The 22,338-nt window shown below is 69.7% G+C and carries 18 protein-coding genes; 3 read left to right on the plus strand and 15 right to left on the minus strand.

Features of this window, described 5'->3' with window-relative positions:
- Positions 1–3: 3 nt before the first annotated feature.
- Positions 4–1,632: a stealth family protein gene (locus CRP49_RS01630; RefSeq protein ID WP_373560320.1), complete on the minus strand. Its 1,629-nt coding sequence runs from the start codon at positions 1,630–1,632 to the stop codon at positions 4–6.
- A gap of 393 nt (positions 1,633–2,025) precedes the next feature.
- Here CRP49_RS01630 and CRP49_RS01635 point away from each other — a divergent pair, with 393 nt between their 5' ends.
- The gene (locus CRP49_RS01635; RefSeq protein WP_097251817.1) at positions 2,026–3,117 is read left to right on the plus strand and encodes an LCP family protein; all 1,092 of its coding nucleotides are present in this window, start codon (positions 2,026–2,028) and stop codon (positions 3,115–3,117) included.
- Between the two features lie 26 nt (positions 3,118–3,143).
- On the opposite strand, the gene CRP49_RS01640 is transcribed toward CRP49_RS01635, so the two are convergent.
- Positions 3,144–4,271, minus strand: coding sequence for a hypothetical protein (locus CRP49_RS01640; protein ID WP_097251818.1), 1,128 nt, complete (start codon positions 4,269–4,271; stop codon positions 3,144–3,146).
- 159 nt (positions 4,272–4,430) lie between these two features.
- Positions 4,431–5,447, minus strand: a complete 1,017-nt coding sequence (locus CRP49_RS01645) for a hypothetical protein (RefSeq protein WP_097251819.1) — start codon at positions 5,445–5,447, stop codon at positions 4,431–4,433.
- Positions 5,448–5,519: 72 nt separating this feature from the next.
- Here CRP49_RS01645 and CRP49_RS01650 point away from each other — a divergent pair, with 72 nt between their 5' ends.
- Complete coding sequence (locus tag CRP49_RS01650; protein ID WP_097251820.1) at positions 5,520–5,912, plus strand: NTP pyrophosphohydrolase; 393 nt, start codon at positions 5,520–5,522, stop codon at positions 5,910–5,912.
- Between the two features lie 19 nt (positions 5,913–5,931).
- On the opposite strand, the gene CRP49_RS01655 is transcribed toward CRP49_RS01650, so the two are convergent.
- The 9 genes from CRP49_RS01655 to CRP49_RS01695 all read right to left on the minus strand — a co-directional run bounded on the left by CRP49_RS01655 (position 5,932) and on the right by CRP49_RS01695 (position 16,977).
- Positions 5,932–6,216, minus strand: coding sequence for a hypothetical protein (locus CRP49_RS01655; RefSeq protein ID WP_097251821.1), 285 nt, complete (start codon positions 6,214–6,216; stop codon positions 5,932–5,934).
- Between the two features lie 82 nt (positions 6,217–6,298).
- Positions 6,299–7,747 (minus strand): glycosyltransferase family 39 protein, encoded by a 1,449-nt coding sequence (locus tag CRP49_RS01660; RefSeq protein WP_097251822.1) that lies wholly within the window; start codon positions 7,745–7,747, stop codon positions 6,299–6,301.
- A 74-nt stretch (positions 7,748–7,821) separates the two neighbouring features.
- Positions 7,822–9,348, minus strand: coding sequence for an amino acid permease (locus CRP49_RS01665; protein ID WP_097251823.1), 1,527 nt, complete (start codon positions 9,346–9,348; stop codon positions 7,822–7,824).
- Between the two features lie 151 nt (positions 9,349–9,499).
- Positions 9,500–11,428 carry a 1-deoxy-D-xylulose-5-phosphate synthase gene (gene dxs / locus CRP49_RS01670; RefSeq protein WP_097251824.1) on the minus strand — a complete coding sequence of 643 codons (1,929 nt, stop codon included), beginning with the start codon at positions 11,426–11,428 and terminating at the stop codon, positions 9,500–9,502.
- Between the two features lie 130 nt (positions 11,429–11,558).
- A complete protein-coding gene (locus CRP49_RS01675) occupies positions 11,559–12,011 on the minus strand; it encodes a hypothetical protein (RefSeq protein WP_097251825.1) in 453 nt (150 codons plus the stop codon).
- Positions 12,012–12,252: 241 nt separating this feature from the next.
- Positions 12,253–13,554 (minus strand): sugar ABC transporter permease, encoded by a 1,302-nt coding sequence (locus CRP49_RS01680; RefSeq protein ID WP_097251826.1) that lies wholly within the window; start codon positions 13,552–13,554, stop codon positions 12,253–12,255.
- Entirely contained in the window at positions 13,551–14,342 is a 792-nt protein-coding gene (locus tag CRP49_RS01685; RefSeq protein WP_179851468.1) for an ATP-binding cassette domain-containing protein, read from the minus strand. The genes CRP49_RS01680 and CRP49_RS01685 overlap by 4 nt, the downstream gene beginning before the upstream one ends.
- 188 nt (positions 14,343–14,530) lie before the next feature.
- Positions 14,531–15,631 (minus strand): sugar ABC transporter substrate-binding protein, encoded by a 1,101-nt coding sequence (locus tag CRP49_RS01690; protein WP_097251828.1) that lies wholly within the window; start codon positions 15,629–15,631, stop codon positions 14,531–14,533.
- Between the two features lie 134 nt (positions 15,632–15,765).
- Positions 15,766–16,977 (minus strand): ROK family transcriptional regulator, encoded by a 1,212-nt coding sequence (locus tag CRP49_RS01695; protein WP_094221953.1) that lies wholly within the window; start codon positions 16,975–16,977, stop codon positions 15,766–15,768.
- A gap of 1,317 nt (positions 16,978–18,294) precedes the next feature.
- Between CRP49_RS01695 and CRP49_RS01700 the strand changes: the two genes are divergently transcribed.
- Entirely contained in the window at positions 18,295–18,618 is a 324-nt protein-coding gene (locus CRP49_RS01700) for a hypothetical protein (protein ID WP_257033294.1), read from the plus strand.
- A 6-nt stretch (positions 18,619–18,624) separates the two neighbouring features.
- On the opposite strand, the gene CRP49_RS01705 is transcribed toward CRP49_RS01700, so the two are convergent.
- Genes CRP49_RS01705 through ngcE form a run of 3 tightly spaced genes read right to left on the minus strand, consistent with a single transcriptional unit; the run spans position 18,625 to position 21,956 of the window.
- The gene (locus tag CRP49_RS01705; RefSeq protein WP_097251829.1) at positions 18,625–19,551 is read right to left on the minus strand and encodes a carbohydrate ABC transporter permease; all 927 of its coding nucleotides are present in this window, start codon (positions 19,549–19,551) and stop codon (positions 18,625–18,627) included.
- 4 nt (positions 19,552–19,555) lie between these two features.
- Positions 19,556–20,482: a carbohydrate ABC transporter permease gene (locus CRP49_RS01710; RefSeq protein ID WP_097251830.1), complete on the minus strand. Its 927-nt coding sequence runs from the start codon at positions 20,480–20,482 to the stop codon at positions 19,556–19,558.
- A 28-nt stretch (positions 20,483–20,510) separates the two neighbouring features.
- On the minus strand, positions 20,511–21,956 hold the full coding sequence (ngcE, locus tag CRP49_RS01715) for an N-acetylglucosamine/diacetylchitobiose ABC transporter substrate-binding protein (protein WP_097251831.1): 1,446 nt from the start codon (positions 21,954–21,956) through the stop codon (positions 20,511–20,513).
- Positions 21,957–22,338 lie beyond the last annotated feature (382 nt).

Raw genomic sequence — 22,338 nt, forward strand, 5'->3', positions numbered from 1 at the left:
GTTTCATCGCTCGTGGGGGCTGGGCGTCGGGAAGTAGGAATCGAGGAAGCCGTCCAGCAGCTCCTGTTGTGCCTCGATGTCCTCGGGTGTCGAGAAGGCGTCGTTGAGACAGAAGGAGTCCTGGTCGCGGCCGTCGAGCAGCCGTTGCAGCCGGTCCGCCAGGTCCGGCACGGCCAGCTGGAGGTAGGTGAAGGGCATCGAGCCCGGTTGGGCCCGGCCGGTCAGCGCCGCGTAGTAGAGCGCGAAGGACGAGGTCGGCGACAGGTCGGTCATCGCCCGGAACCTGCTGCCCGCGGTGCGCGCCCAGGCCTCGGGGAAGTCCTGCTCGGCCTCCTCCATCGCCGAGCGCCGCAGCGCGTACGGGATGTGCTCCATCGGCTGGGTGATGACCTTGCCGAAACGTTCCTTCAGTAGGGCGCGGTTGTTCTTGCACGCCGCGTCGACGGGGGTGTCGGTCTCCACGACCGGGCCCTGCGGGATGCGGTTGCGCGAGGGGAAGTAGCGGGCCGTGCCGTTCGGCGTGAAAAAGGCGTGCGGGGCCACCGGCCGGCCCATGAACATGTCGTCGTTGAAGTACAGGAAGTGCTCGGCCAGGCCCTCGATGTGGTGCAGCTGCGACTCGATCGCGTGCGAGTTGAACACGGGCAGCACCGACCGGTCGCGGAAGATCTCCCGGTGCGTGGCGATGCGCAGCCCGGGCACGCCCTCGCGCAGCCAGGCCGGGACCTGGTCGTCGGTGACGATGTAGATGTTGCGGATCCACGGCGCGAACAGGTGCAGGGAGCGCACCGAGTAGCGCAGTTCGTCGCGGCTGATGAAGCGGGCGTCGCTGGCGGACTCCGCGTGGTAGGCCTCGCCCTTCGCCTGCGCCTTGCGCTGCTGCCAGGCGGGCTCGTTGCCGTCGACCCAGGTGTAGACGGCGTCGACGGGGAAGGCGATGTCGTCCGCGCAGTTCACCAGGAACTCGGGGCGCGTGGGAAGCGCGGGCGCGAGGTGGCGCGGGGTCCAGTCGGAGACGAACCGGCTGAACAGCCGGGCGGAGCCCAGGACGTTCCCGCCGTCGGCGGCGACGGCCCAGGTGGCGCGGTTGGCGCGGGGCGCGAGGAGGTACGTGCCCTGCCGCTGCCAGAACTCGATGGCGCAGCCGTACTCGTGCCCGAGCAGCAGATGCCGGCCCGGGTCGGTGCGGGACCAGCTGATCTGCAGGACGCGCGCGCCGGTGACGTCACGCCAGGCCCGGGGATCGCGGGAGGAGACGGGCTTGGCCGGCCGGGGCGCGTCCGGGTCGATCACGCTGAGGTGGCCCGGGTACTGGCCGAGTCCGCGGAACACCACGCCGAGCACCCGGTCCCGGTCCTCCTCGGCGACGGCGACGACCGTGCCGTGGTCGGAGGTGCCGCGTACGGCGAAGTGCGGGACGCCGGCCGAGTCGAGCAGGGCGGTGAGCGCGGAGCGGTTGGCCTCGCGGGCGGAAAGCGGTGTCAGTCCCGGCTCGACATAGACGTCGCCGTGCTCCGCGGTGACCGTGGTGGGCCCGGCCTCGGCGGGACGCTGCGGTGCGGCTGCTCCTCGCGGGGTACGGCCCACCGGGCCGGCCCCCTGCCGGAGAGCATGATCGGAGACGGTCGTCACGCCGCTCGCCCCCCACGGGCCGACGCACGCACCAGCACAGCCACCCCTCCCTCTCCTCACCCGGACCAGGCCAAGGGCGAGTACCGGTGGTCGCTCGCCCTCGTGCCCCCCGGCTCGATTCGCGACCACGTCGACGCGACGGCACGAGGCCGTAGCGGTTCATACCGAAAATTTAACCTTCACAGGACCGGCACATCTCATCAAGCGCTTACATGCCTGTCAACTTGATCCGGAAATGACAGAAAACACATACAACCCTTACGCCACGTTGAACGTCTGATGACCGGTGGATGTCTGTCCACCACCGCAGACGGGCCCGGTCCAACCCCCCACTCGTGCCCTGAGCTGCTGAGTACCGCGGCATCGAGCCGGCACGAGAGAGGAACCGAGGCAATGACGGACGCCCTGACGGATACGGGCCCCCGGAGATCACGGCGGGCGCCGGCGGGCCGCCGGGCCAAACCGCCACGGCGGCGCCGGCGCGTGTGGCGCTGGATAGCGCTGAGTCTCGTCCTGCTCGTGCTGGCCGCGGGCGGGGTCGGCTACTGGCTCTACAGCGACCTCAACGGCAACATCAAGGGCGTCGACCTGGAGAAGGCGATCGGCGACGACCGGCCGCAGAAGCTGCCCACCTCGGGGCAGAACCTCCTGGTCCTCGGCTCCGACTCACGGTCCGGCGCCAACGCCTCGCTGGGCACGGGCAATGTCTCCGGGGCACGCTCGGACACCGCGCTGGTGATCCACATACCGGAGGGCCGTAAGAAGGCGGTTGCCGTGAGCATCCCGCGCGACACCCTGGTGACCCGGCCCGAGTGCACCGGGAAGGACGGCTCCGCGCTGCCGTCCGCGAAGCGTGTGATGTTCAACTCGGTCTACTCGCTCGCCGGTCCGGCCTGTGTGGTCAAGACCGTCGAGCAGATGTCCGGGGTGCGGATGGACCACTTCGTGGAGATCGACTTCGCGGGCTTCAAGGGGCTCGTGGACGCGATCGGCGGGGTCACCGTCACCGTCGACCAGGACATCCACGACAAGTCCAGCGGACTGGACCTGAGCGCGGGCACCCACCGGCTCGACGGCACGCAGTCCCTGCAGTTCGTCCGTACCCGGCACGGCATCGGCGACGGCAGCGACCTCGGACGCATAGGCCTCCAGCAGCAGTTCCTGATCGCCCTGCTGAGCGAGATCAAGAAGCAGGACCTGCTGGGCAGCCCCACCAAGGCCTTCCGGATCGCCGACAAGCTCACCGAGTCGCTCACCACCGACTCGGGCCTCGCCTCCCTCACCAAGCTCGCCGACTTCGGGCGCAGCATGAACGGCGTCGACCCGTCCACCATGGAGACGATCATGCTGCCGGTGCGGTACGACACCCAGGACCCGAACCGCGTCGTGGCCGCCCAGCCGCAGGCCGGCCGACTGTGGCAGGCGCTGCGCAAGGACCAGGAGATTCCCGAGTCGGCGAAGAAGTCACCCGCGACGGGAGGTTAGGGCTCCCGCCCCGGGGCGCGGGCGCGTCAGACGCGGACCGACGGGGACAGCGCCAGGCCGGGGCCGCCGGCCTGGCGGGCGATGTGCAGCGCCCCGTCCGGCGCGATCACGGCGAGCACGATCCGGCCGTACGCGTCCAGGGCGAGCGCCGGGGCGCCGATGCAGTGCTCGCCGGTCGGCGACCACCACAGGCCGGCCTGCTCGTTCTCCACGCCGCACGCGGCGAGCACGACCTGCCCGTCCATGTCCCGGTGGGCCAGCACCGTGCAGTCGTACCCGTCGAGCACCGCACGCAGCAGCGCGACGGGGTCCCCGGCCGGTGCGCCGCCGAGCGGGATCACCCAGCCGCCGGGCCGATGCGCGACGAGCCCGCCGCTGTCCGGGTCGGCCCAGTAGTACGACGCCCGGTCCGGTGCCGTCTCCAGCGCCGACGCCGTGCCCGGAGCCACCCGGAGCGGGATGTTGGGCTCCTGCCGGAAGTCGCCGTCGGCCTCCGCCTGCCGCCACCACATGACGTCCTGCTCGCCGCCCGCCAGCACCTCGATGCGTCCCGAGGCGTGGGCGACCGCGGCCAGTCCGTCGTGCACCTTGCTGCCCTTGAGGTCCTGCCACGGCTCCCACTTGCCGGTGGGGCCCTCACGGCGCAGCATCAGCCCGCGGCCGGCGTTGCGCGCGAAGACGTGCACGCGTCCCGAGGCGCTGACCGCGGCCACCGGGACGCCGAAGCGGACGGCCCGCTCCCGGTCCTTGTGCGGATTGCCCAGCGACCGCCACTCGGTCACGGGGCGGCCGGTCTGGTACTGGAGGGCGTGCACGATGTCGACGGCGGGCGGGCCGTCGCCCTTGGGGACCTCGCGCCGGCCGACGAAGTGGACGTAGCTGTCGGCGCCCTGGGCCACCGACAGATGGGTCAGGTCCGGCACGGGGAAGAAGTCGGGGCCCGTCCAGTCCGGGCCGCCCGGCCGGGTCTCGGTCCAGCGCAGCAGGCCGGCGCGGGTGCGGGCGTAGGCGGTCAGCCTGCCGTCCTTGCCGAGCACGAGCCAGCGGCCCGCCACCGTCGCCTCGGCCGTGTGCCCCTGAGTCGTCTGCGCGTGTGCGACGACGCGGTCGGCAGCTCTGCGCCGGGCGGTGCCGCGCCCGGATCCGGTCCGCATGACGTGACCCGCCCCTTCCCTGCCGCCCGGCGTGGTTGACCTGCCGATTCCCGAACACCTGTTGCACGGGGGAGGCCGAGCGCGCCTCATCATAGGTCGAACGTTCGACGAACGCGGTGTGACGATCATGTGCGCACCCGGCGCCCGGGCGGCGGACCCTCACACCTGACGCCACGCCTCCAGCGCCAGCCCCGGCTCGTTCTTCCGTCTGGTCAGCAGGAGTTGGCCGGTCGACGGGGACAACGTTGCCGCCACCACCCGGTCGTCCTCGTCCACGGCCAGGGACACCAGCGCGTCCACCGGCAGCCGCGGTCCCGACTCCGCCCACCACGCGCCCGCCGACTCCAGCTCGGTCGGGTAGGCGGCGAAGGCGACCCGGCCGCTCGCCGAGCGCTGGGCCAGCAGCGTGCAGTCGTGGCCGTCGAGGTCGCAGCGGACCGCCGTGACCGGACCGGGGCCCGCCGCGGGGAGGAGGGTGACGGGCTTGATGCCGGGGCGCCAGGCGCACAGGTCGCCCGAGTCGTCGGTGTAGTAGAGGGTCGTGCTGTCGGGGGACGTGGCCACGGCATGCAGGGTGCCGGGGCGCACTCCCGTCTCCAGGGTCTCCCGGAGCACCGGCTGGGCGCCCGGCTCCTCCTGACGCCAGTGCAGGACGGCCCCCGGCGCGGCCGCGTACAGCTCGACCCTGCCGGACTCCCCCGTCACCGCCGCCAGGCCGTCCTGGACCTCACTGCCCTTCAGGTCCCGCCAGGGATCCCAGCCGCCCTTCTCCTTCTGCGCGAGCAGGCTCACCCCGCCGCCGTTGTTGCGGACGAAGACATGGGCGCGGCCCTGCCCGTCCACGGCGACGGCGGGGGTGCCGGTGCGGTCGCCCTTCTTGTTCGGGTGGCCGATCGGGTTCCAGTCCAGGGCCGCGAGGCGCGGGCGGAAGTGGGTGGAGTGCACCAGGCCCGACTCGCCCTTGGTCGTGGGCCGCCAGGAGACCAGATGGGCGTAGGCGTCGGCGCCCTGGCCGACGGCGAGGACGGGGTGGAGTTTCTGGTCGCCGCCCACCGTGCGGGGGTCGGACCAGGGGCCGTCCGGGCCGCGCTCCGCCCGGCACAGGACGGCGTCGCCCGACAGCTGGTAGGCACTGAGCCGGCCGTCGCGGCCACGGAGGAGCCAGTCGCCGTTCACCGGTTCACTCTAAGCGGCCGGGGCGGGACGCCGGGGCCCGCCCCCGCACGGGTGACATGGGACCCTTGCTCCATGAACGACCCCCTCGGCTCCCCGGGCCCGGACGGATTGCTGCTCGTGATCGTCGACGGCGCGAACGTCGTCGGGTCGCGGCCCGACGGCTGGTGGCGGGACCGCAGGGGTGCCGCCGAGCGGCTGCGGGACCGGCTGGCCCGCGAGGGGCTGCCGGGTCATGAAGGCGCCGTGGAACTGGTGCTCGTCGTCGAGGGCGCCGCCCGTGGGGTGGAGTCCGTGCCGGGGGTACGGGTGGCGGAGGCGCCCGGCAGCGGGGACGACCGGATCGTGGAGCTGGCCGCCGAGAACCCCCACCGGGCCCGTCTCGTGGTCACGGCCGACCGTGAACTGCAGCGCCGGGTGACCGAGCTGGGCGCGGAGGTGACCGGGCCGCGCGCGGTCCTCGGCTGACGGCGACCCGGGATCCGCCCTAGAACGCCGCGAACAGGGTGAGGAAGCCGGCCAGTCCCGTGGCTCCGAGGACGGTTCCGGTGACGGCGGTCCACATGCGGCCGGTGCCCTGGCGGGCGTAGTGGATGCCCATGAGGCCGAATGTGACGGCGAGGCCGCCCGCGAGGAACGACCAGGGGAGCACGGCGAGCATGAGGCTGGGCCATGCGCCCGTGGCCGCGATGAGCCCGAGGACGAGTGCGGTGGGGCCCAGGGCGACGGCGGGCGAGTCGTCGGTTCGGCCGGGCGTGGTCGGCGCGGGCATGTGATCCCCCTCATTTGAACGTGTTCAAATCGCTGTACCGAGCATAACAGGGGGATGCTGACCGCGACCCGCCAACTCCCCTTCAGCCGTGCGGAGTCCGGGCGTAGAGCACCGCCCCGTCGACCCGCCCCACCTCCTCGTACCGCGCCGCGAGCAGCCGGCGCAGGCTCGGGACGCGGTCGGGCGCGTACGGCTTGCCGCGGGAGTCGTCGACGACCAGGGCGGGGGCGTGCTCGGCCAGCTCCGCCCGGAACACGGGCCAGGCGCCCTCGACGGCGTACTTCTCGCCGACCTGGGGGCCGTCGCGGCCGCCGCTGTAGTTGGTGAGCAGGCCCGCGGTGAGGTAGCGGGTGGCGGGGGTGCGGCGGGCCAGCCAGTACGTCTCCGGGTGCATGCCCCACACGAGGACACGGTCGGCCGGCGCGGTGCGCTGGGCGAGGGCGGCCGCGAGGCGCTGGGCGTGGGTGAGTTCGGGGCGCGGTGCGAGCAGGCCCCAGGCGAGGAACAGGGCGCAGCAGCAGGCCGAGGTGAACACGGCGCCCGACAGCCGTTCGCGGGGCAGGGTCCGCAGCGCGGCCGTGGCCAGCAGGGCCGCGGGCGGGGTGAGTTGCAGGTAGTAGTGGCCGAAGAAGTGGAAGCCGAGGGTGACGGCGACGGCCGAGGAGGCCAGCCACAGCCACAGATCGGCCGCGCCGGTGCGGGCGGTGCGCAGGGACCGTACGACCGGCGGGATCAGGCCCGCGCAGGCCACGGCCAGGAGCACGGTGTTGGCCACGCCACGGCCCAGGACGTGGAGTTCGGAGCCGGTGAAGGAGGCGTAGGCGGCGGAGCCGGTGACCGTCCAGAAGAGGAACCCGGCGGGGTCCGTGGCCAGGGCCGCGCCGAGAACCGGTACGGCGAACCCGGCTCCGAGCCGAAGCGCGCCCGCGCACGGGGTGCCCGCGCGGTGCAGCAGCCAGACCACCGGCAGCAGCACCGCGCCACCGGTCTGCTTGGCGAGGAAGGCACAGGCGACGGCGGCCCCGGCCGCACCCCAGCGGCCGCGGTCCGCGCACCACAGGGCGGCCGCCGTGGCGGGCAGTATGAACACCTCGAAGGTGGCGGCCTGCGCGTCCTCGGGGTTGAGCCCGACCGAGATCAGCAGGTACAGCACCCCCGTGGTGCGGCCCGCGGTGTCGCCCCAGCGGCGCCGGGCCAGGGAGGCCAGCAGGACGGCGGTGAGCGTCTGCGCGAGGACCGCCAGCACCCGGACCGGGGTGAGGGAGCCGGAGCCGCAGACCGCGAAGGCGGCCTCGTACAGCCAGGGCACCAGCGGGGGTTTGCGGTCCACGACCGTCTCGTACAGATGCCCGCCATGGGCGAGGAGGCGCGCCTGTACGGCGAGGTATCCCTCGTCGGGGTTCCACAGCGGCCGGGCGAAGGAGGGGGCCCGGGTGACACAGGCCAGAGCCGCGAGGGCGGGCAGCAGCCGCGTCCAGTACGCCGTCCGGGTGACCACGGTCCGTGCGGGGACGAGCGGGGCGGCAAGCATGGGTTGCACGTTATCCGGCCCCGCAGTTCCCGCCGAAGCGGGACATACGGGGCCGGTGCGGGGACCGTGCCGGGTTACTCGGCGTCGCCCTTCGGTGGCCGGTGCATGACCTCGCCGACGGTGGTCTCCTCGCGCCGGCCGAGGCGGCTGTGCGAGCGGCCGTAGAGGAAGTAGACAAAGGAGCCGATGACCATCCAGATGGCGAACCGGAGCCAGGTCTCGGCGGGCAGGTTGAGCATCAGCCACAGTGTGGCGGCGACGGACAGGATCGGGATGAACGGCACCCACGGGGTGCGGAAGGCGCGGTGCAGATCCGGGCGGGTGCGACGCAGGATGACCACGCCGAGCGCGACGACGACGAAGGCGAACAGGGTGCCGATGTTCACCAGTTCGGCCAGCTCGCTCAGGCTGGTGAAACCCGCGATCACGGCGATGAGCACGCCGAGCAGGATGGTCGGCCGGTGCGGGGTCCGGAAGCGGGGGTGGACGATGGAGAAGAAGCGGGGCAGCAGGCCGTCGCGGCTCATCGCGAAGAAGACCCGGGTCTGGCCGAGCAGCAGGATCATGCAGACCGTGGTCAGGCCGATGACGGCGCCGAAGCTGATCGCGCCCGCGTACCAGGGGTGGCCGTTGGCCTTGAAGGCGTCGGCGAGCGGGGCGTCGACGGACAGCTTGGTGTAGTGCTGCATGCCGGTGACGACGATGGACACCGCCACGTACAGCGCCGTGCAGATGAACAGGGAGCCGAGGATGCCGCGCGGCATGTCCCGCTGCGGGTTCTTGGTCTCCTCGGCGGCGGTGGCCACGACGTCGAAGCCGATGAAGGCGAAGAAGACCACGGAGGCGGCGGTGAAGATGCCCATCACACCGAAGTTGGACGGCGCCCAGCCGAACATCAGCTGGATGAGCGGCGCTTTGAGGTTGCCGCCGGCCGGCACGGTCTCCGCCTTGGGGATGAACGGCTTGTAGTTGTCGCCGTTGATGAAGAAGGCACCGGCGACGATCACGATCAGGACGACCGTCACCTTGATGGCGACGACGACCTCGGTGACCCGCGCGGACAGCTTCATGCCGATGACGAGGATCGCGGTGAGCACCAGGACCAGCGCGGCGGCGAGGATGTCGAAGCCGAAGCCGGTGGCCCCGTCCCGGCCGCCGAGGTAGGCGGGCAGGTGCCAGCCCGCGTTGTCCAGCAGCGAGCGCATGTAGCCGGACCAGCCGACGGCCACCACCGCCGTGCCGAGCGCGAACTCCAGGACCAGGTCCCAGCCGATGATCCAGGCGGGCAGTTCGCCGAGGGAGGCGTACGAGAAGGTGTACGCGGAGCCGGCCACCGGGACCGTGGAGGCGAACTCCGCGTAGCACAGCGCGGCGAGGGCGCAGACGACGCCGGCCACGACGAAACCCAAGGAGACCGCGGGGCCCGCGGTCTCCTTGGCCACCTTGCCGGTGAGGACGAAGATGCCGGTGCCGATGATGACACCGACGCCGAAGACGGTCAGATCCAGCGCGGTCAGGGACTTCTTGAGCGCGTGCTCTGGCTCCTCGGTATCGAGGATGGACTGTTCGACCTTCTTCGTTCGGAAGAGGCTGTTGCTCACGGGCCTTCCTCCCACACGCTCGTCGTCCTCGACATGATCGAGAGGGCTGGGGATGCGTATGCCCCGGCACAGGCAGGTAAACGCAAAAGGGCCGGGTCCGCCACCTGGGAGGGGGCGAAACCGGCCCTACGGGTGCTTGTCCCGTACGTGCCTAGTCGCGAGCGGGTTCTACGGAGTCCACCTCGTCGGCCGTACGGTCGAACCGGCCGTCCAGCTTGGCTACCAGTCCGGTGACCTGGCGGGCGATGTCGGGCGCGGTCAGCCCGATCTCGGCCATGACCTCGGCGCGGGAGGCGTGGTCGAGGAAGCGCGGCGGGATGCCGAAGTCGCGCAGCGGCACGTCCACGCCCGCGTCCCGGAGGGCCTGGGCGACGGCCGAGCCGACACCGCCGACGCGGCTGTTGTCCTCGACGGTGACGACGACCTGGTGCCGCTCGGCGAGCGGAGCCATCGCCTCGTCGACGGGCTTGACCCAGCGCGGGTCGACGACGGTGGTGGAGATGCCCTGCTTGTCGAGCAGGCCGGCGATCTCCAGGCACATCGGGGCGAGAGCGCCGACGGAGACCAGCAGCACGTCCGGGCGGTCGGTGCCCGGCTCGCGCAGCACGTCCATGCCGCCGACACGGCCCACGGCCGGTACGGCGGGACCCACGGCGCCCTTGGAGAAGCGCACCACGGTCGGCGCGTCCTCGACGGCGACGGCCTCGCGCAGCTGCGCGCGCACCTGGTCGGCGTCGCGCGGGGCGGCCAGCCGCAGCCCCGGTACGACCTGCAGGATCGACATGTCCCACATGCCGTTGTGGGAGGCGCCGTCGGTGCCGGTGACGCCGGCCCGGTCCAGCACGAAGGTCACCCCGCACTTGTGCAGGGCCACGTCCATCAGCACCTGGTCGAAGGCGCGGTTGAGGAAGGTGGCGTAGACGGCGAAGACCGGGTGCACACCGGCGTGGGCCAGGCCGGCCGCGGAGACGGCGCCGTGCTGCTCGGCGATCCCGACGTCGTACACCCGTTCCGGGAATCGCTTGGCGAAGCGGTCCAGGCCCACCGGCTGGAGCATGGCCGCGGTGATGGCGACGATGTCCTCGCGCTCTTCACCGAGCTTGACCATCTCCTCGCCGAACACCGAGGTCCAGTCGGCGCCGGAGGAGGCGATCGGCAGACCGGTGTCCGGGTGGATCTTGCCGACGGCGTGGAAGCGGTCGGCCTCGTCCTGGAGGGCGGGCTGGTAGCCGCGGCCCTTCTCGGTCAGGCAGTGCACGATGACCGGACCGCCGAACCGCTTGGCCCGGGCCAGCGCGGACTCCAGCGCCTCGATGTCGTGTCCGTCGATGGGGCCGACGTACTTCAGACCCAGGTCCTCGAACATGCCCTGCGGGGCGATGAAGTCCTTCAGCCCCTTCTTCGCGCCGTGCAGGGTCTCGTACAGCGGCTTTCCGACGACCGGGGTGCGGTCGAGAATGTCCTTCGTCCGGGCGAGGAAGCGCTCGTAGCCGTCGGTCGTGCGCAGGGTCGCCAGGTGGTTGGCGAGACCGCCGATGGTCGGGGCGTAGGAGCGCTCGTTGTCGTTGACGACGATGACGAGCGGACGGTCCTTGGCCTCGGCGATGTTGTTGAGCGCCTCCCAGGCCATACCGCCGGTCAGGGCACCGTCACCGATCACGGCGACGACGTGGCTGTCCCGCTTCTTCAGCTGGTTGGCCTTCGCGATGCCGTCGGCCCAGCCGAGCACCGTGGACGCGTGGCTGTTCTCGATGACGTCGTGCTCGGACTCGGCCTGCGCCGGGTAGCCGGACAGGCCGCCCTTCATCTTCAGCCTGGAGAAGTCCTGCCGGCCGGTGAGCAGCTTGTGCACATAGGACTGGTGGCCCGTGTCCCACAGCACCTTGTCCTTCGGGGACTCGAAGACGCGGTGCAGGGCGATGGTGAGCTCGACCACGCCCAGGTTGGGGCCGAGGTGGCCGCCTGTCTTGGCGACGGCGTCGACGAGGAAGGTCCGGATCTCCCCTGCCAGCTGGTCCAGCTCCTCCAGGCTGAGCCGGTCCAGATCGCGCGGTCCCCTGATGCGGGTCAGCAGCGGCACCCGTGCCTCCTTGCAAGTAGAGCTGATCGAGCTGTTGCCGGGCTCGCCCGAGTCTAATGTTCATGCTTTGCGCGACACGACAGCGCCCGGCACCTTCGCAGGGCCGGGCGCTGGCGTCGTACGTCGTGCGTCAGCCGCAGTGGCCGATGTCGAACGCACCACCGGTGTTACCGGCCCAGTCGATGCGACCGTAAATGAGGATGCAGTGGCCGGCGGCCGAAATGCTGACCGGGCCCGCCTGGTAGAGGTAGTTGCCCTGGTCCTTGACCTCCTGCGCGGGCGAATAGCTGCTACACGTGCCGGTGTCGACGGTCTGGGTGCACTTTTCCAGCTCGACAAGCATCCACTTCGAGCTGCCATAACCGTGCGAACTGTTGGAGACAGTCACCGCACAGTTCTTTCCGGTGGACGAGTCGTAATAGAGGTAGACGTTGCCGAACGTGCTGCCGCTGTAGGTCACCGGGTAGTTGTCGATCAGGTTGCCGCTGCAACCGTAGCCGCTGGCCTGCGCCGCGGGTGCGAGCATCAGGCCGCCCCCGAGAAGGGCCAGAACGGCCACGAGAATGCCCCATATCCGCTTCATACCAGAAATTCCTTCGCCTCGGTCGAACACTTTGAAAAGAACGGCCGGAGCGTAGCATGCAAGATCATCTTGCGGCAATGAAAAAAGGGGCGGCCTCGAAAGGGAGCGACAAGCACCCAAAAGGGGCGGAAAGAAAACCACGCGATATGCCGCGACAAAAGAACACCGCCGGAACACATGAAAAGGCCCGGCGCCACCATGGGGATCCCAGTGGTGGCGCCGGGCCCTTCGGCGGCGGGCGTTACGCGCGGCCCGCCGTCTTCTGCGTCTTACGAGTGATGGAGTCGATGACCACAGTGGTCAACAGCACAGCCGCGGTGATCATGTACTTCACCGGCTCCGCGATGGACTCCAGCTGAAGGCCGTACTGGATCGACACGATCACCAGCACACCCAGCAGCGCGTTCCACGTACGACCACGCCCACCGAAGAGCGACGTACCGCCGATGACCGCGGCGGCGATCGCGTTCATCAGCAGGTCACCCGTACCCGCGCTCTGGTTGGCCGACGCGATCTTCGAGGCCAGGAACAGACCACCGATCGCGGCGAACCCACCGGAGATCGCGAACACGGAGATCCGCACCGCGGTGACGTTGATGCCCGCACGCCGGGACGCCTCCACGCTGCCACCGAGCGCGAAGATCTTGCGACCGTAGGCGGTGCGCCGCAGCACGAAGTCCGTGCCGACCAGGAACGCGACGAAGATCACGGTGGCCAGCGGCAGACCCTTGTACTGGTTGTACATGTAGGCCGCGGCGAAGGAGACCACGGCCAGCAGGACCGTGCGCAGGATCGTGTCGCTGAGCGGCCGGGACGGGACGCCCGCGGACTCCCGGCGCCGGTTGCCCAGGAAGGAGCTGATGAAGAACAGCGCGACCACGGCGACCGCGAGCCCGTAGGCGGCGGCCACGTCCGTGAAGGTGTACGTGGTCAGCTTGCCGATCAGACCGTCGCTGTCGAGGTTGATCGTGCCGTCCTCGCCCAGCACCTTGAGCATGAAGCCCAGCCAGAACAGCAGACCGGCCAGGGTCACGGCGAAGGCGGGCGCGCCGAGCACCGCGAAGAAGAATCCGTGCAGCGCGCCGATGGCGGCACCGACGGCGATGGCGACGAGCACGGCCAGCCACTCGGGCCAGCCCTGGTTGACCGTGAGGACGGCCGCGAGGGCGCTGGCCGCGCCGCTGACCGAGCCGACCGACAGGTCGATCTCGCCGAGCAGCAGCACGAAGACGATGCCCACGGAGATCATGCCCGTGCCGACCATCGTGACCGTGATGTTGCTGATGTTCTGCGCGGAGAGGAACTCGGAGTTCAGGACCTGGAAGATCACACAGATGATCGCGAGGCCCAGGACGACCGGGAGGGAACCCAGCTCGCCGGCCTTCATCTTGCGCTTGAACTCGGTCCAGTAGCCGAGCAGACCCTGCTCGCGCACCAGCAGGCGCGGGTCGACCGCGGTGACCGCGGCGGCGGGGGCCTCGGGGTTCACGACGGGCGCGTCGGGGGTCTCGTCCACGTTCGCGGAGGTCTTGTCGATGCTCACTTGGAAACCTCCCCGGACGTGCGCGCCGCACGGCGGGTCACGGCGTTGTCGGTGGCGCCGGTGATGGCGGAGATGATCTCCTCCTGCGAGGTCGACTTGACCTCGAAGACGCCGTTGTTGCGGCCGAGGCGCAGCACGGCGACCTTGTCGGCCACCGCCTTCACGTCCGCCATGTTGTGGCTGATGAGGATGACGGCGTGACCGCGCTCGCGCAGGCGCTCCACGAGGTCGAGGACCTGGGCGGTCTGCTCGACACCGAGGGCGGCGGTGGGCTCGTCGAGGATGACCAGCTTGGGGTCGCCGAGCATCGAACGCGCGATGGCCACCGTCTGGCGCTGACCGCCGGAGAGCGAGGCGATCGGGATGCGGACGCTCGGGATGCGGATCGACAGCGTGGTGAGCAGCTCGCGGGAGCGGCGCTCCATCTCGACCTCGTCGAGGACACCCCACTTCCTCAGCTCACGGCCGAGGAACAGGTTGCCGACCACGTCGATGTTGTCGCACAGCGCGAGGTCCTGGTACACCGTCGCGATGCCCAGGGCCTGGGCGTCGTGCGGCCTGCTGATCGAAACGGACTTGCCATCCCACTCGATGACGCCCTCATCGATGGGGTGCACGCCGGCGATCGTCTTGACCAGCGTGGACTTTCCGGCACCGTTGTCGCCTACGAGGGCGACCACCTCACCGGCGTGGACCTCAAGCTCTACGTCGGTGAGCGCCTGAACGGCACCGAACCGCTTGGAGACCCCGCGCAACGCCAGCACGGGCGTAGCGGACACGTGAACCATCTCCTTCGCCGCCTGACCCGGCGGGAGGTTGTGCAGAAGTTTGGGGGGAGTTCCGTCCGGCGCCCCGCACCGAGCTTGCGGGGCTGTCTGATGCGCGGGGCACCGGAGGAGACTTGGGCAGTCCGTCCGGTCCCGTACGGGCATTCAAGTGCGAATGCCCGTGATCGGGAAGGGACTTGGGGGGCTGCTTAGTTGATGCCGAGCTTGTCGCAGGCGGACTTGTACTTGCCCGTGCAGATCTCGGCGGCCGTGTAGACGCCGTCCTTGATGACAGTGTCCTTGATGTTGTCCTTGGTCAGCGCGGTGACCGGGACCAGGACCGACGGGACGTCCTTGGCGGAGCCGGAGGAGACCTTGTCCTTGGCGACCGTGTCGAGCGACTTGCCCTGGGCGAGCGCGACGGCCATCTCGGCGGCGGCGTCGGCCTCGGGGGCGTACGGCTTGTAGACGCTCATGTACTGGTCACCGGTGACGATGCGCTGCACACCGGCCAGCTCGGCGTCCTGGCCGGTGACCGGGACGGAGACGCCCGCGGCCTTCAGGGCGGTGATGATACCGCCGGCCATGCCGTCGTTCGCGGAGTAGACGCCCGCGATCTTGTCCTTGCCGACCGCGGAGATCGCCGACTCCATCTCGGAGTTGGCGTTGTCCGGCGACCACTCCTTGGTGTCGTACTCCTTGGCGATGGTCACCTTGCCGTTGAGGACGGCGTGGGCGCCCTTCTTGAACTGGGCGGCGTTCGGGTCGGTGACCGAGCCGTTGATCATGACGATCTTGGAGGACTTGGTGGCCTTGCTGCCCAGCGCCTTCAGCAGGGCGGTGCCCTGGGTCTTGCCGACCTCCTCGTTGTCGAACGAGGTGTAGGCGCTGATCGGGCCCTCGGCGAGGCGGTCGTAGGCGACGACCTTGATGCCGGCGTCCACGGCCTTCTGGACGGAGTTCTGGATGGCCTTGGCGTCCACCGCGTCCAGGATCAGGACGTCCACCTTGTTGGTGATCATGGTGTCGACCTGCTGCGCCTGCAGGTTCGCGTCCTGACGGGCGTTGTTGTACTGGAAGTCCGCCTTGCCGTTCGTCAGCTCCTTGATCTTCTTCTCGATCAGCGGCTTGTCGAACTTCTCGTAGCGGGCGGTCTTGTTCTCCGGAAGGAGGAGGCCGACCTTGATGTTGTCGCCCTTGGCGGGCGCCGAGGAAGAGCTGTCGCTGCCCTTCGACTCCTTGGCACTGCCACAGGCGGCCAGCGAGACGGCCATGGCACCAGCAGCAACGGCGAAGGCCGCACGACGCATACGCATGTTCACTCTTTGAAACCTCCCTGACGAGGCCGCGTCGTTGCGGCCGAGGTGGCTGGAAGTCAACTCGGCCACACGTGCGACGTCAAGAAGTAAATCCTTAACGAGATGGCAACGGTGCCAATCGTTCTCTAAGTGAAGGCAGGCGTGGCGGCGGACAGCGTGCCGGCAGCAGAGCCGTCCAAAAGGGTCGAATCGCCCATCTCGCTGAGTGCGAGAGCAAGCGCTCCGAGCACCTCGGCACGGCCCCCAAGTGCCCCCGGGAGAACAGACAGTTGGCGCGCCGCACTCGGGATGGCATAGCGGCCGACAGACTCCCTGATGGGCCCGAGAACGAGCTCTCCGGCCTCGGCGAGATCACCGCCCAGGACCACCCGGCTCGGGTTCAGAAGGTTGCAGAGATTGGCCACTCCACTGCCGATGTGGCGGCCGACGTCGGCGATCACCCGACGACAGCCCGGGTCTCCGTCCCTGGCCAGCCGTACGACGCCTTCCATCGTCAGGTCGGTGCCATGGCTGGACTGGAGCAGCGGGAGCACGTAGCGCGCGGCCGCGAAGGTCTCCAGGCAGCCACGGTTCCCGCAACGGCAGACCGGGCCGGATTCGTCGAGTGTAATATGTCCGATTTCGCCTGCGGTGCCGCCCGGGCCGCGATAGATCTTCCCGTTGATGACCAGACCGGCGCCGACACCGCTGGCGACCTTGATGTAGGCGAGATCGCGCACGCCCTTGCCGCTGCCCCAGACCAGCTCGCCCAGGGCGCCCAGGTTGGCGTCGTTGTCCACGTGCACGGGCACACCGAGGCGCTCGCGCATCTCCTCGGCGGGCTTGGTGCCGCCCCAGCCGGGCAGGATCGCGGTGGACCCGAGCGTCCCCGACTCGACGTCGATCGGACCGGGCACGCCCAGCCCCACTCCCGCCACCTTGGACCGATCCACGCCGGTGGCCGCGATCAGGCGGTTGACCAGCTCCTCCGCCCGGTCGAAGCCCTGTGTGGCGGAGGCGTCGACGTCCAGCGGCTCGGACTCCTCGGCCAGCACCTGGTGCGCGAGGTTCCCGATCGCGACGCGCAGGTGCGTGTGCCCGAAGTCGACGCCGATCACGATGCCGGCGTCCCCGCTCAGCGACACGCTGCGGGCCCGTCGTCCGCCCGCCGACGTGGGCGTGACCTCGACGGTCCCGCCGTCCTTCAGCTCCCGCACGATGTTGGAGACCGTCGCCGCGGACAGGCCGGTCGTCCGCGCGATCTCCGCCTGCGTGAGCGACCCTGCCAGCCGCACGGCCCGTACGACTCGTTCCAGGTTGGCTCGGTGCAGCGACGACTGCGACCCCGGAGTCTCCATCGACCCATCCACTCCCGCCATCGGCCGGGCGGCCCCTGCGCCGCCCGTGGCCCAAGTCACATCTGCAGAACCGGGCCACTTACAAGTTATGAACTCCAAGCTCGGCTGTACGGGTTACCGCAGTCAAGTCCTTGACGGAAATCGCTCTCGCTTCTCCGGTTCCGCACCGGACACCCCCACGACACGTGTACGCCACCCCCGAGCAGGGCGGAAGCACGTTCCGACAGGGCTTCCGGGCGGGGATCGAGGGGTGCGGAAGAGTTGGCGTGCGGGGGCCGGCGGATCGTTCAGCCCCGGAATCCCGGGCGGCGGAACGTGACCGTGCCGTGACCGACGACCGGACGGCAGCGTGCGAATCGCAGGTGCGAAGAGTCACTGTTCCGCGAGCCGGTCCGACTCCCGTCCATCAAGCTCCTACCGGTTCGACGACGTCGGCCGACGGCATGCGGGCGCGGGGGTCCGCCCTGGGGGTTCGGCGGCCATCCGACGGGCGGCGCGCGACCGAGACGACGGCCTCCCCTCGCGCACCGTGGCTCCCGCCATGAGCCGCCGCCACGTACGCCGCCGCATGCGTTCGGCAAGGCCGCCCCGGCACCTGGCACTGGACGGCCGGGCCCGGTACGCGAGCGCCCGGCCGGTGGGCGAGCGCGAGGCCCGCGAAGACGGGCGGCCGCACAGGACTCGGGGAGCGTCGCGCACGTACCGCTGCTCGGCACCCGGCGACGTGGCACTGCTCCGAGAGCCGGACCCGCCCGGCGGGTTCGGCGGCCATCCGTCGGGCGGCGCGCGACCGAGGCGAGCGATGCCGGCGGCCGCGCCTTGAGCGGCTGGACGTACGCCGCCGCCGCGCGCGTTCGGCCGGGCCGCCTCGGCACCTGGCGCTGGGCTCGGTGCGCGAGTGCCCGGCTGGTGGGCGGCACGGCGAGCGGGCGCGAGGCCCGCGAAGACGGATGGCCGCACAGGACTCGGGGAGCGTCGCGCACGTACCCCTGCTCGGCTCCTGGCGACGTGGCACTGCTCCGAGAGCCGGACCCGCCCGGCGGCCTGCACCAGCGGGCGGCCACAGGGCGACCACCCGCCTAGGACTCCCAGGGCATCCCGCGCACACACCCCTGCTCAGCGACCGCGCGCCGCTCCGAGAGCCGGACCCGCCCGGCGGCCTGCACCAGCGGGCGGCCACAGGGCGACCACCCGCGCAGGACTCCGAGAGCATCCCCCGCGCATACCCCTGCTCGGCAGTCCGGCGACAGAGCGCTCCTTCGGGAGCCGGACCCGGGCCCGGGCCCGGGCAGACAGGCCGCGCGGCAGGATGGGCAGATGCTTCCACCCCGGCTGTTGTGGCGTGATCCCCGGCCCATCCCCCGGTTCAACCGGCAGGAGCCGGTGACCGTGATCGTGCGGGATCCCGGATTTCATGAGCCGGGGGGCGGGGACAACTGCACGTCGGTCTGGTACGTCTGCCGGGCGCATGATCGGGCCTACCGGCACGAGGCCTGTGGGGAAGGGGATCACGTCATCGCGCTGCACTGTGCGGAGCACGGGGCCGAGAACATGTGGCCGGATCCGCGCATGCTGATGTTTCCGGAAGGGTTCGCTCCCCCGCTGAGCGAGGCACAGCTGAGCTGGGTGCGCTCCTCGTGAGGGCCGCTACTTCAGCGCGCCCGCCGTCAGGCCCGCGACCACCTGGCGCTGGAAGATGATGTACGCCGCCAGGACCGGCAGCATCGCCATCACCAGGCCGGCGAAGAGACCGGACCAGTCGCCCTTGTAGCCCTGGCTGGCCGCCAGCTGGACCAGGCCCTGGGTGAGGACGCGTTTGTCGGGGTCGGTGTTGAGGACCGTGGGGAGCATGTACTGGTTCCACTGGCCCAGGAAGTTGAAGATGCCCACGCTGATCAGGCCCGGCTTGGCCATGGGCAGCATGATCTGGAAGAACGTACGGGTGTGCGAGGCGCCGTCGACGAAGGCCGCTTCCGCCACGGATGTGGGCAGGGTGCGGAAGAAGGCGGTGAGGAAGAAGACCGTGAACGGCAGCGAGTACGCGATGTAGACCAGGATCAGGCCGTGGATCGTGTTCAGCAGCCCCATGTTGTTCACGACGTAGAACAGCGGGACCAGCGCCAGCATGATCGGGAAGCTCATGCCGCCGATGAACAGGTAGTAGATGAACCGGTTGCCGGGGAAGTCGAAGCGGGCCAGGACGTAGGCCGCCATCGAGCCGAGGACCAGGGTGCCGATCAGCGAGCCCCCGACCACCAGGACGGTGTTCAGGAAGTAGTCGCTCATGTTGGCGTCGGTCCACGCCCGCGCCCAGTTGTCGAAGTGCAGCTTGTCCGGCAGGGACCAGGGCGAGTTGAAGATGGCGCCGTCGTCCTTGAAGGAGGTCATCACCGCCCACAGCAGCGGCATGACCACCATGAACGCCCACAGGATCAGCATGCCGTGGGAGAAGACGTTGAGGACGGTGCCCTCTTTCTTCTTCCGGCCGGCGGGCAGCGCCGGCGGCACGTCGACCTTGGAGACGGTCGCGCCGGGCTCGGCCGGCAGCGGGGCGGAGGTCTCGGTCGTCTTCATCGCTTCAGTACTCCAGCCGCTCGCGACGGCCCAGCCGCATCACGATCGCGGCGAACGCGAGCGTGACGACGAGCAGGGCGACGCCGATGGTGGTGGCGTAGGCGGCCTGACCGTCCCGGAACGCCTTCTGGTACACGTACAGGACCATCACGGTGGTCGAGTAGTCGGGACCGCCCGGCCCGGTCGTCATGATCTGTACGACCGCGAACGACTCGGCGCCGAGCGCGAGGATGCCCATGTAGACCCAGCCGGACTGGACCGTGTCCCACAGCAGCGGCAGGGTGACGCGGAAGAACGTGGTGGCCCGGCCCGCGCCGTCCAGCAGGGCCGCCTCGTACAGCTCGGCCGGGATCGACGCCATGCCCGCCGAGAACAGGACCACGAAGAAGCCGACCGTGGACCACACGAGCACCGCCATCACGCACCACAGCGCGAGGCTCGGGTCGCCCAGCCAGAGCGGCTGGACGCTGTCGAGGCCGACACCGCGCAGGAGTGAGTTGATCGCGCCGCTGTCCGGGTTGTACGCGAAGGCGAACAGCAGGGAGACGATCGCGATCGACAGCACCTGCGGGAAGAAATAGACGATTTTGTAGAAGGAGGAGCCCCGGACCCCGGAGATCACGGGGCCGCCCCTTCTCCGCCGTCCGCCCACATTGATCATGAAGGCGAAGAACAGCGCCAGACCGATGGTCACCAGTGGCAGCACCAGAGCGAAGAGCAGACTGTGCTGCAACGACTTCCAGAAGATGTCGTCGTGGAACATCCTCTTGTAGTTGTCGAAGCCGACCATCTTGAATTCGGGGCTGAGGCCGGTCCAGTCCGTGAACGAGTAGTAGATGGACTGGATGAACGGCCACACCACGAAGAGCGCGTACAGTCCCAGGGGCAGTGCCAGAAACCCCACGATGAACCGGTACTTGCCGTGCTGCATCGCCACTCCGGTGCGGTAAAGGTGCTGGTTACTGGTGCTTGTAGTGCTTGATCGAGGTGTCCTTGGCGGCCTCGTCGGCAAAGCCCTGGATCTTCTTGACCGCCTCGGCCGGGGTGAGGCGGCCGGCCATCATCTCGCCGAGACCGGCCACACCGATCTTCTCCTTCTGCAGCTGTACGTACCAGTCCTGCAGCCGCGGGTTCACCACGTTGGATCCGGCCTTGTCCAGCGCCGCCACACCCGACTTCAGACCGGGGGTGAGGGTGATGCCGGTGGTGCCGCCGTTGTACGCGGTCAGCGACTTCACCTTGGCGGTGAAGTTCTTCGAGGACGCCTCGGAGAGCATGATGCGCAGCTGCTCCATGCCGCCCTCGGCGTTGGCCGCCTTGGCCGGGACGACGAAGGGCTCACCGCCGGAGGCCCAGATGGTGCCGAAGGGCATCTTGTCCGAGCTGTCGATGCCGGTGGGCGCGGAGACCGCGAGGTTGAAGTCGGCCGGGATGACGTTGGCCGACTCGTTCTCCACCCAGGAGCCGTTCGGGATGAACAGCGCCTTGCCCTTGGCCCAGGCGGTCTGCGACTGGATGTGGTCCAGGCCCGGGGTGCCCTTGAGGATGTAGCCCTTCTTGTACAGCTCGTAGTAGGCCTCGAAACACGCCTTGACCGCCGGGTGCTTCCAGGCGTTCGGCTCCAGGTTGTCGATGGCGTCGAGCACCTCGCGGCCGCCGACCTTGGCGATCATCGGGTACAGCGAGAAGGGGATGTAGTACGGGTACTTGCCCGCGTACGTCCAGCCCGCCATGCCCTTCTTCTTGGCCTTCTCGCAGACCGCGAGCATCTCGTCCCAGGTCTCGGGGTACGTGGCGTCCAGCGAGTCCAGCGCCTTCTGCGAGTACCAGACGCCGTAGACCGTGTAGGCGTAGTACAGGATCCAGACCGGCTTGCCGTCGAACTGGCCCATCTCCACGATGCCGGGGCGCAGCGTGTCGCGGACCTTCTTGCTGGGGTCGTCGTACGAGGGCGCGTCCAGCAGCGGGGTGAGGTCCGCCAGCTGGTTCTTACCGACGAGCACGCCCATGTCCATCTGCTCGGCGCCGGAGTTGTCGATGAGGTCCGGCGGGTTGCCCTGATTGAAGCGGGGCTGGAGCGTGGACTGGATCTTCTGGGTGGCGGAGAACTTCACCGTGGCCTTGGGGAAGTCCTTCTGATAGATCTTCACCGCGTCCTGGGCGTACTCCTTGCCGAAACCGCCGTCGAAGAGGACGAACTCCATCTTCGCGGTCTCGTTGACGCCGAGCGGGTTCTTCGCGGTCTTCTTGCCCGTCTTCGCCTTGTCCTGTCCGGAGCCGCCGCTGCTCGCGCAGGCGGACAGCAGCCCCATTCCGGGGGCGGCCACCAGACCGATCGCGGCCGAACGCTTGATCAGATCGCGGCGGCCGACACCTTCGCCACCGTGGTGCGCAGTGGATCCCATGCTCAAGTCCTCGCCTTCTCCAGGACTCAGGCGGTGAACCGGATCCTCCCCGGCACCGCGGTCGGGTAGTGCAGGGTCATGCGGGAAACGCCGACAGGTATAGTCCACTTCCCGCCAGCGGAGCAAGATCGAATGCAAGGTTGGCAGTGGGTCTTTTCCGAGTTGAGACCTCTCGGAAATATGAGCGGCCTGTGGGTACCGCGGCCGAAAAATCGGCGACATAGGCCCCTGAATGCCACACCCAACACCCTTGACATCAGGGGCCACTTGACCACCTACTGGTTCCTGCGCACGAAGTTGACAACGTTGTCCAGAGCGGAGCGCAGGAGGGGAATCCGTAGATGCAGCGGAAGAGGCAGCGGAGAACTCGGCACAGATACGG

It is taken from the genome of Streptomyces sp. Ag109_G2-15, assembly GCF_900215565.1.
GTDB classification, from domain to species: Bacteria; Actinomycetota; Actinomycetes; order Streptomycetales; family Streptomycetaceae; genus Streptomyces; species Streptomyces diastatochromogenes.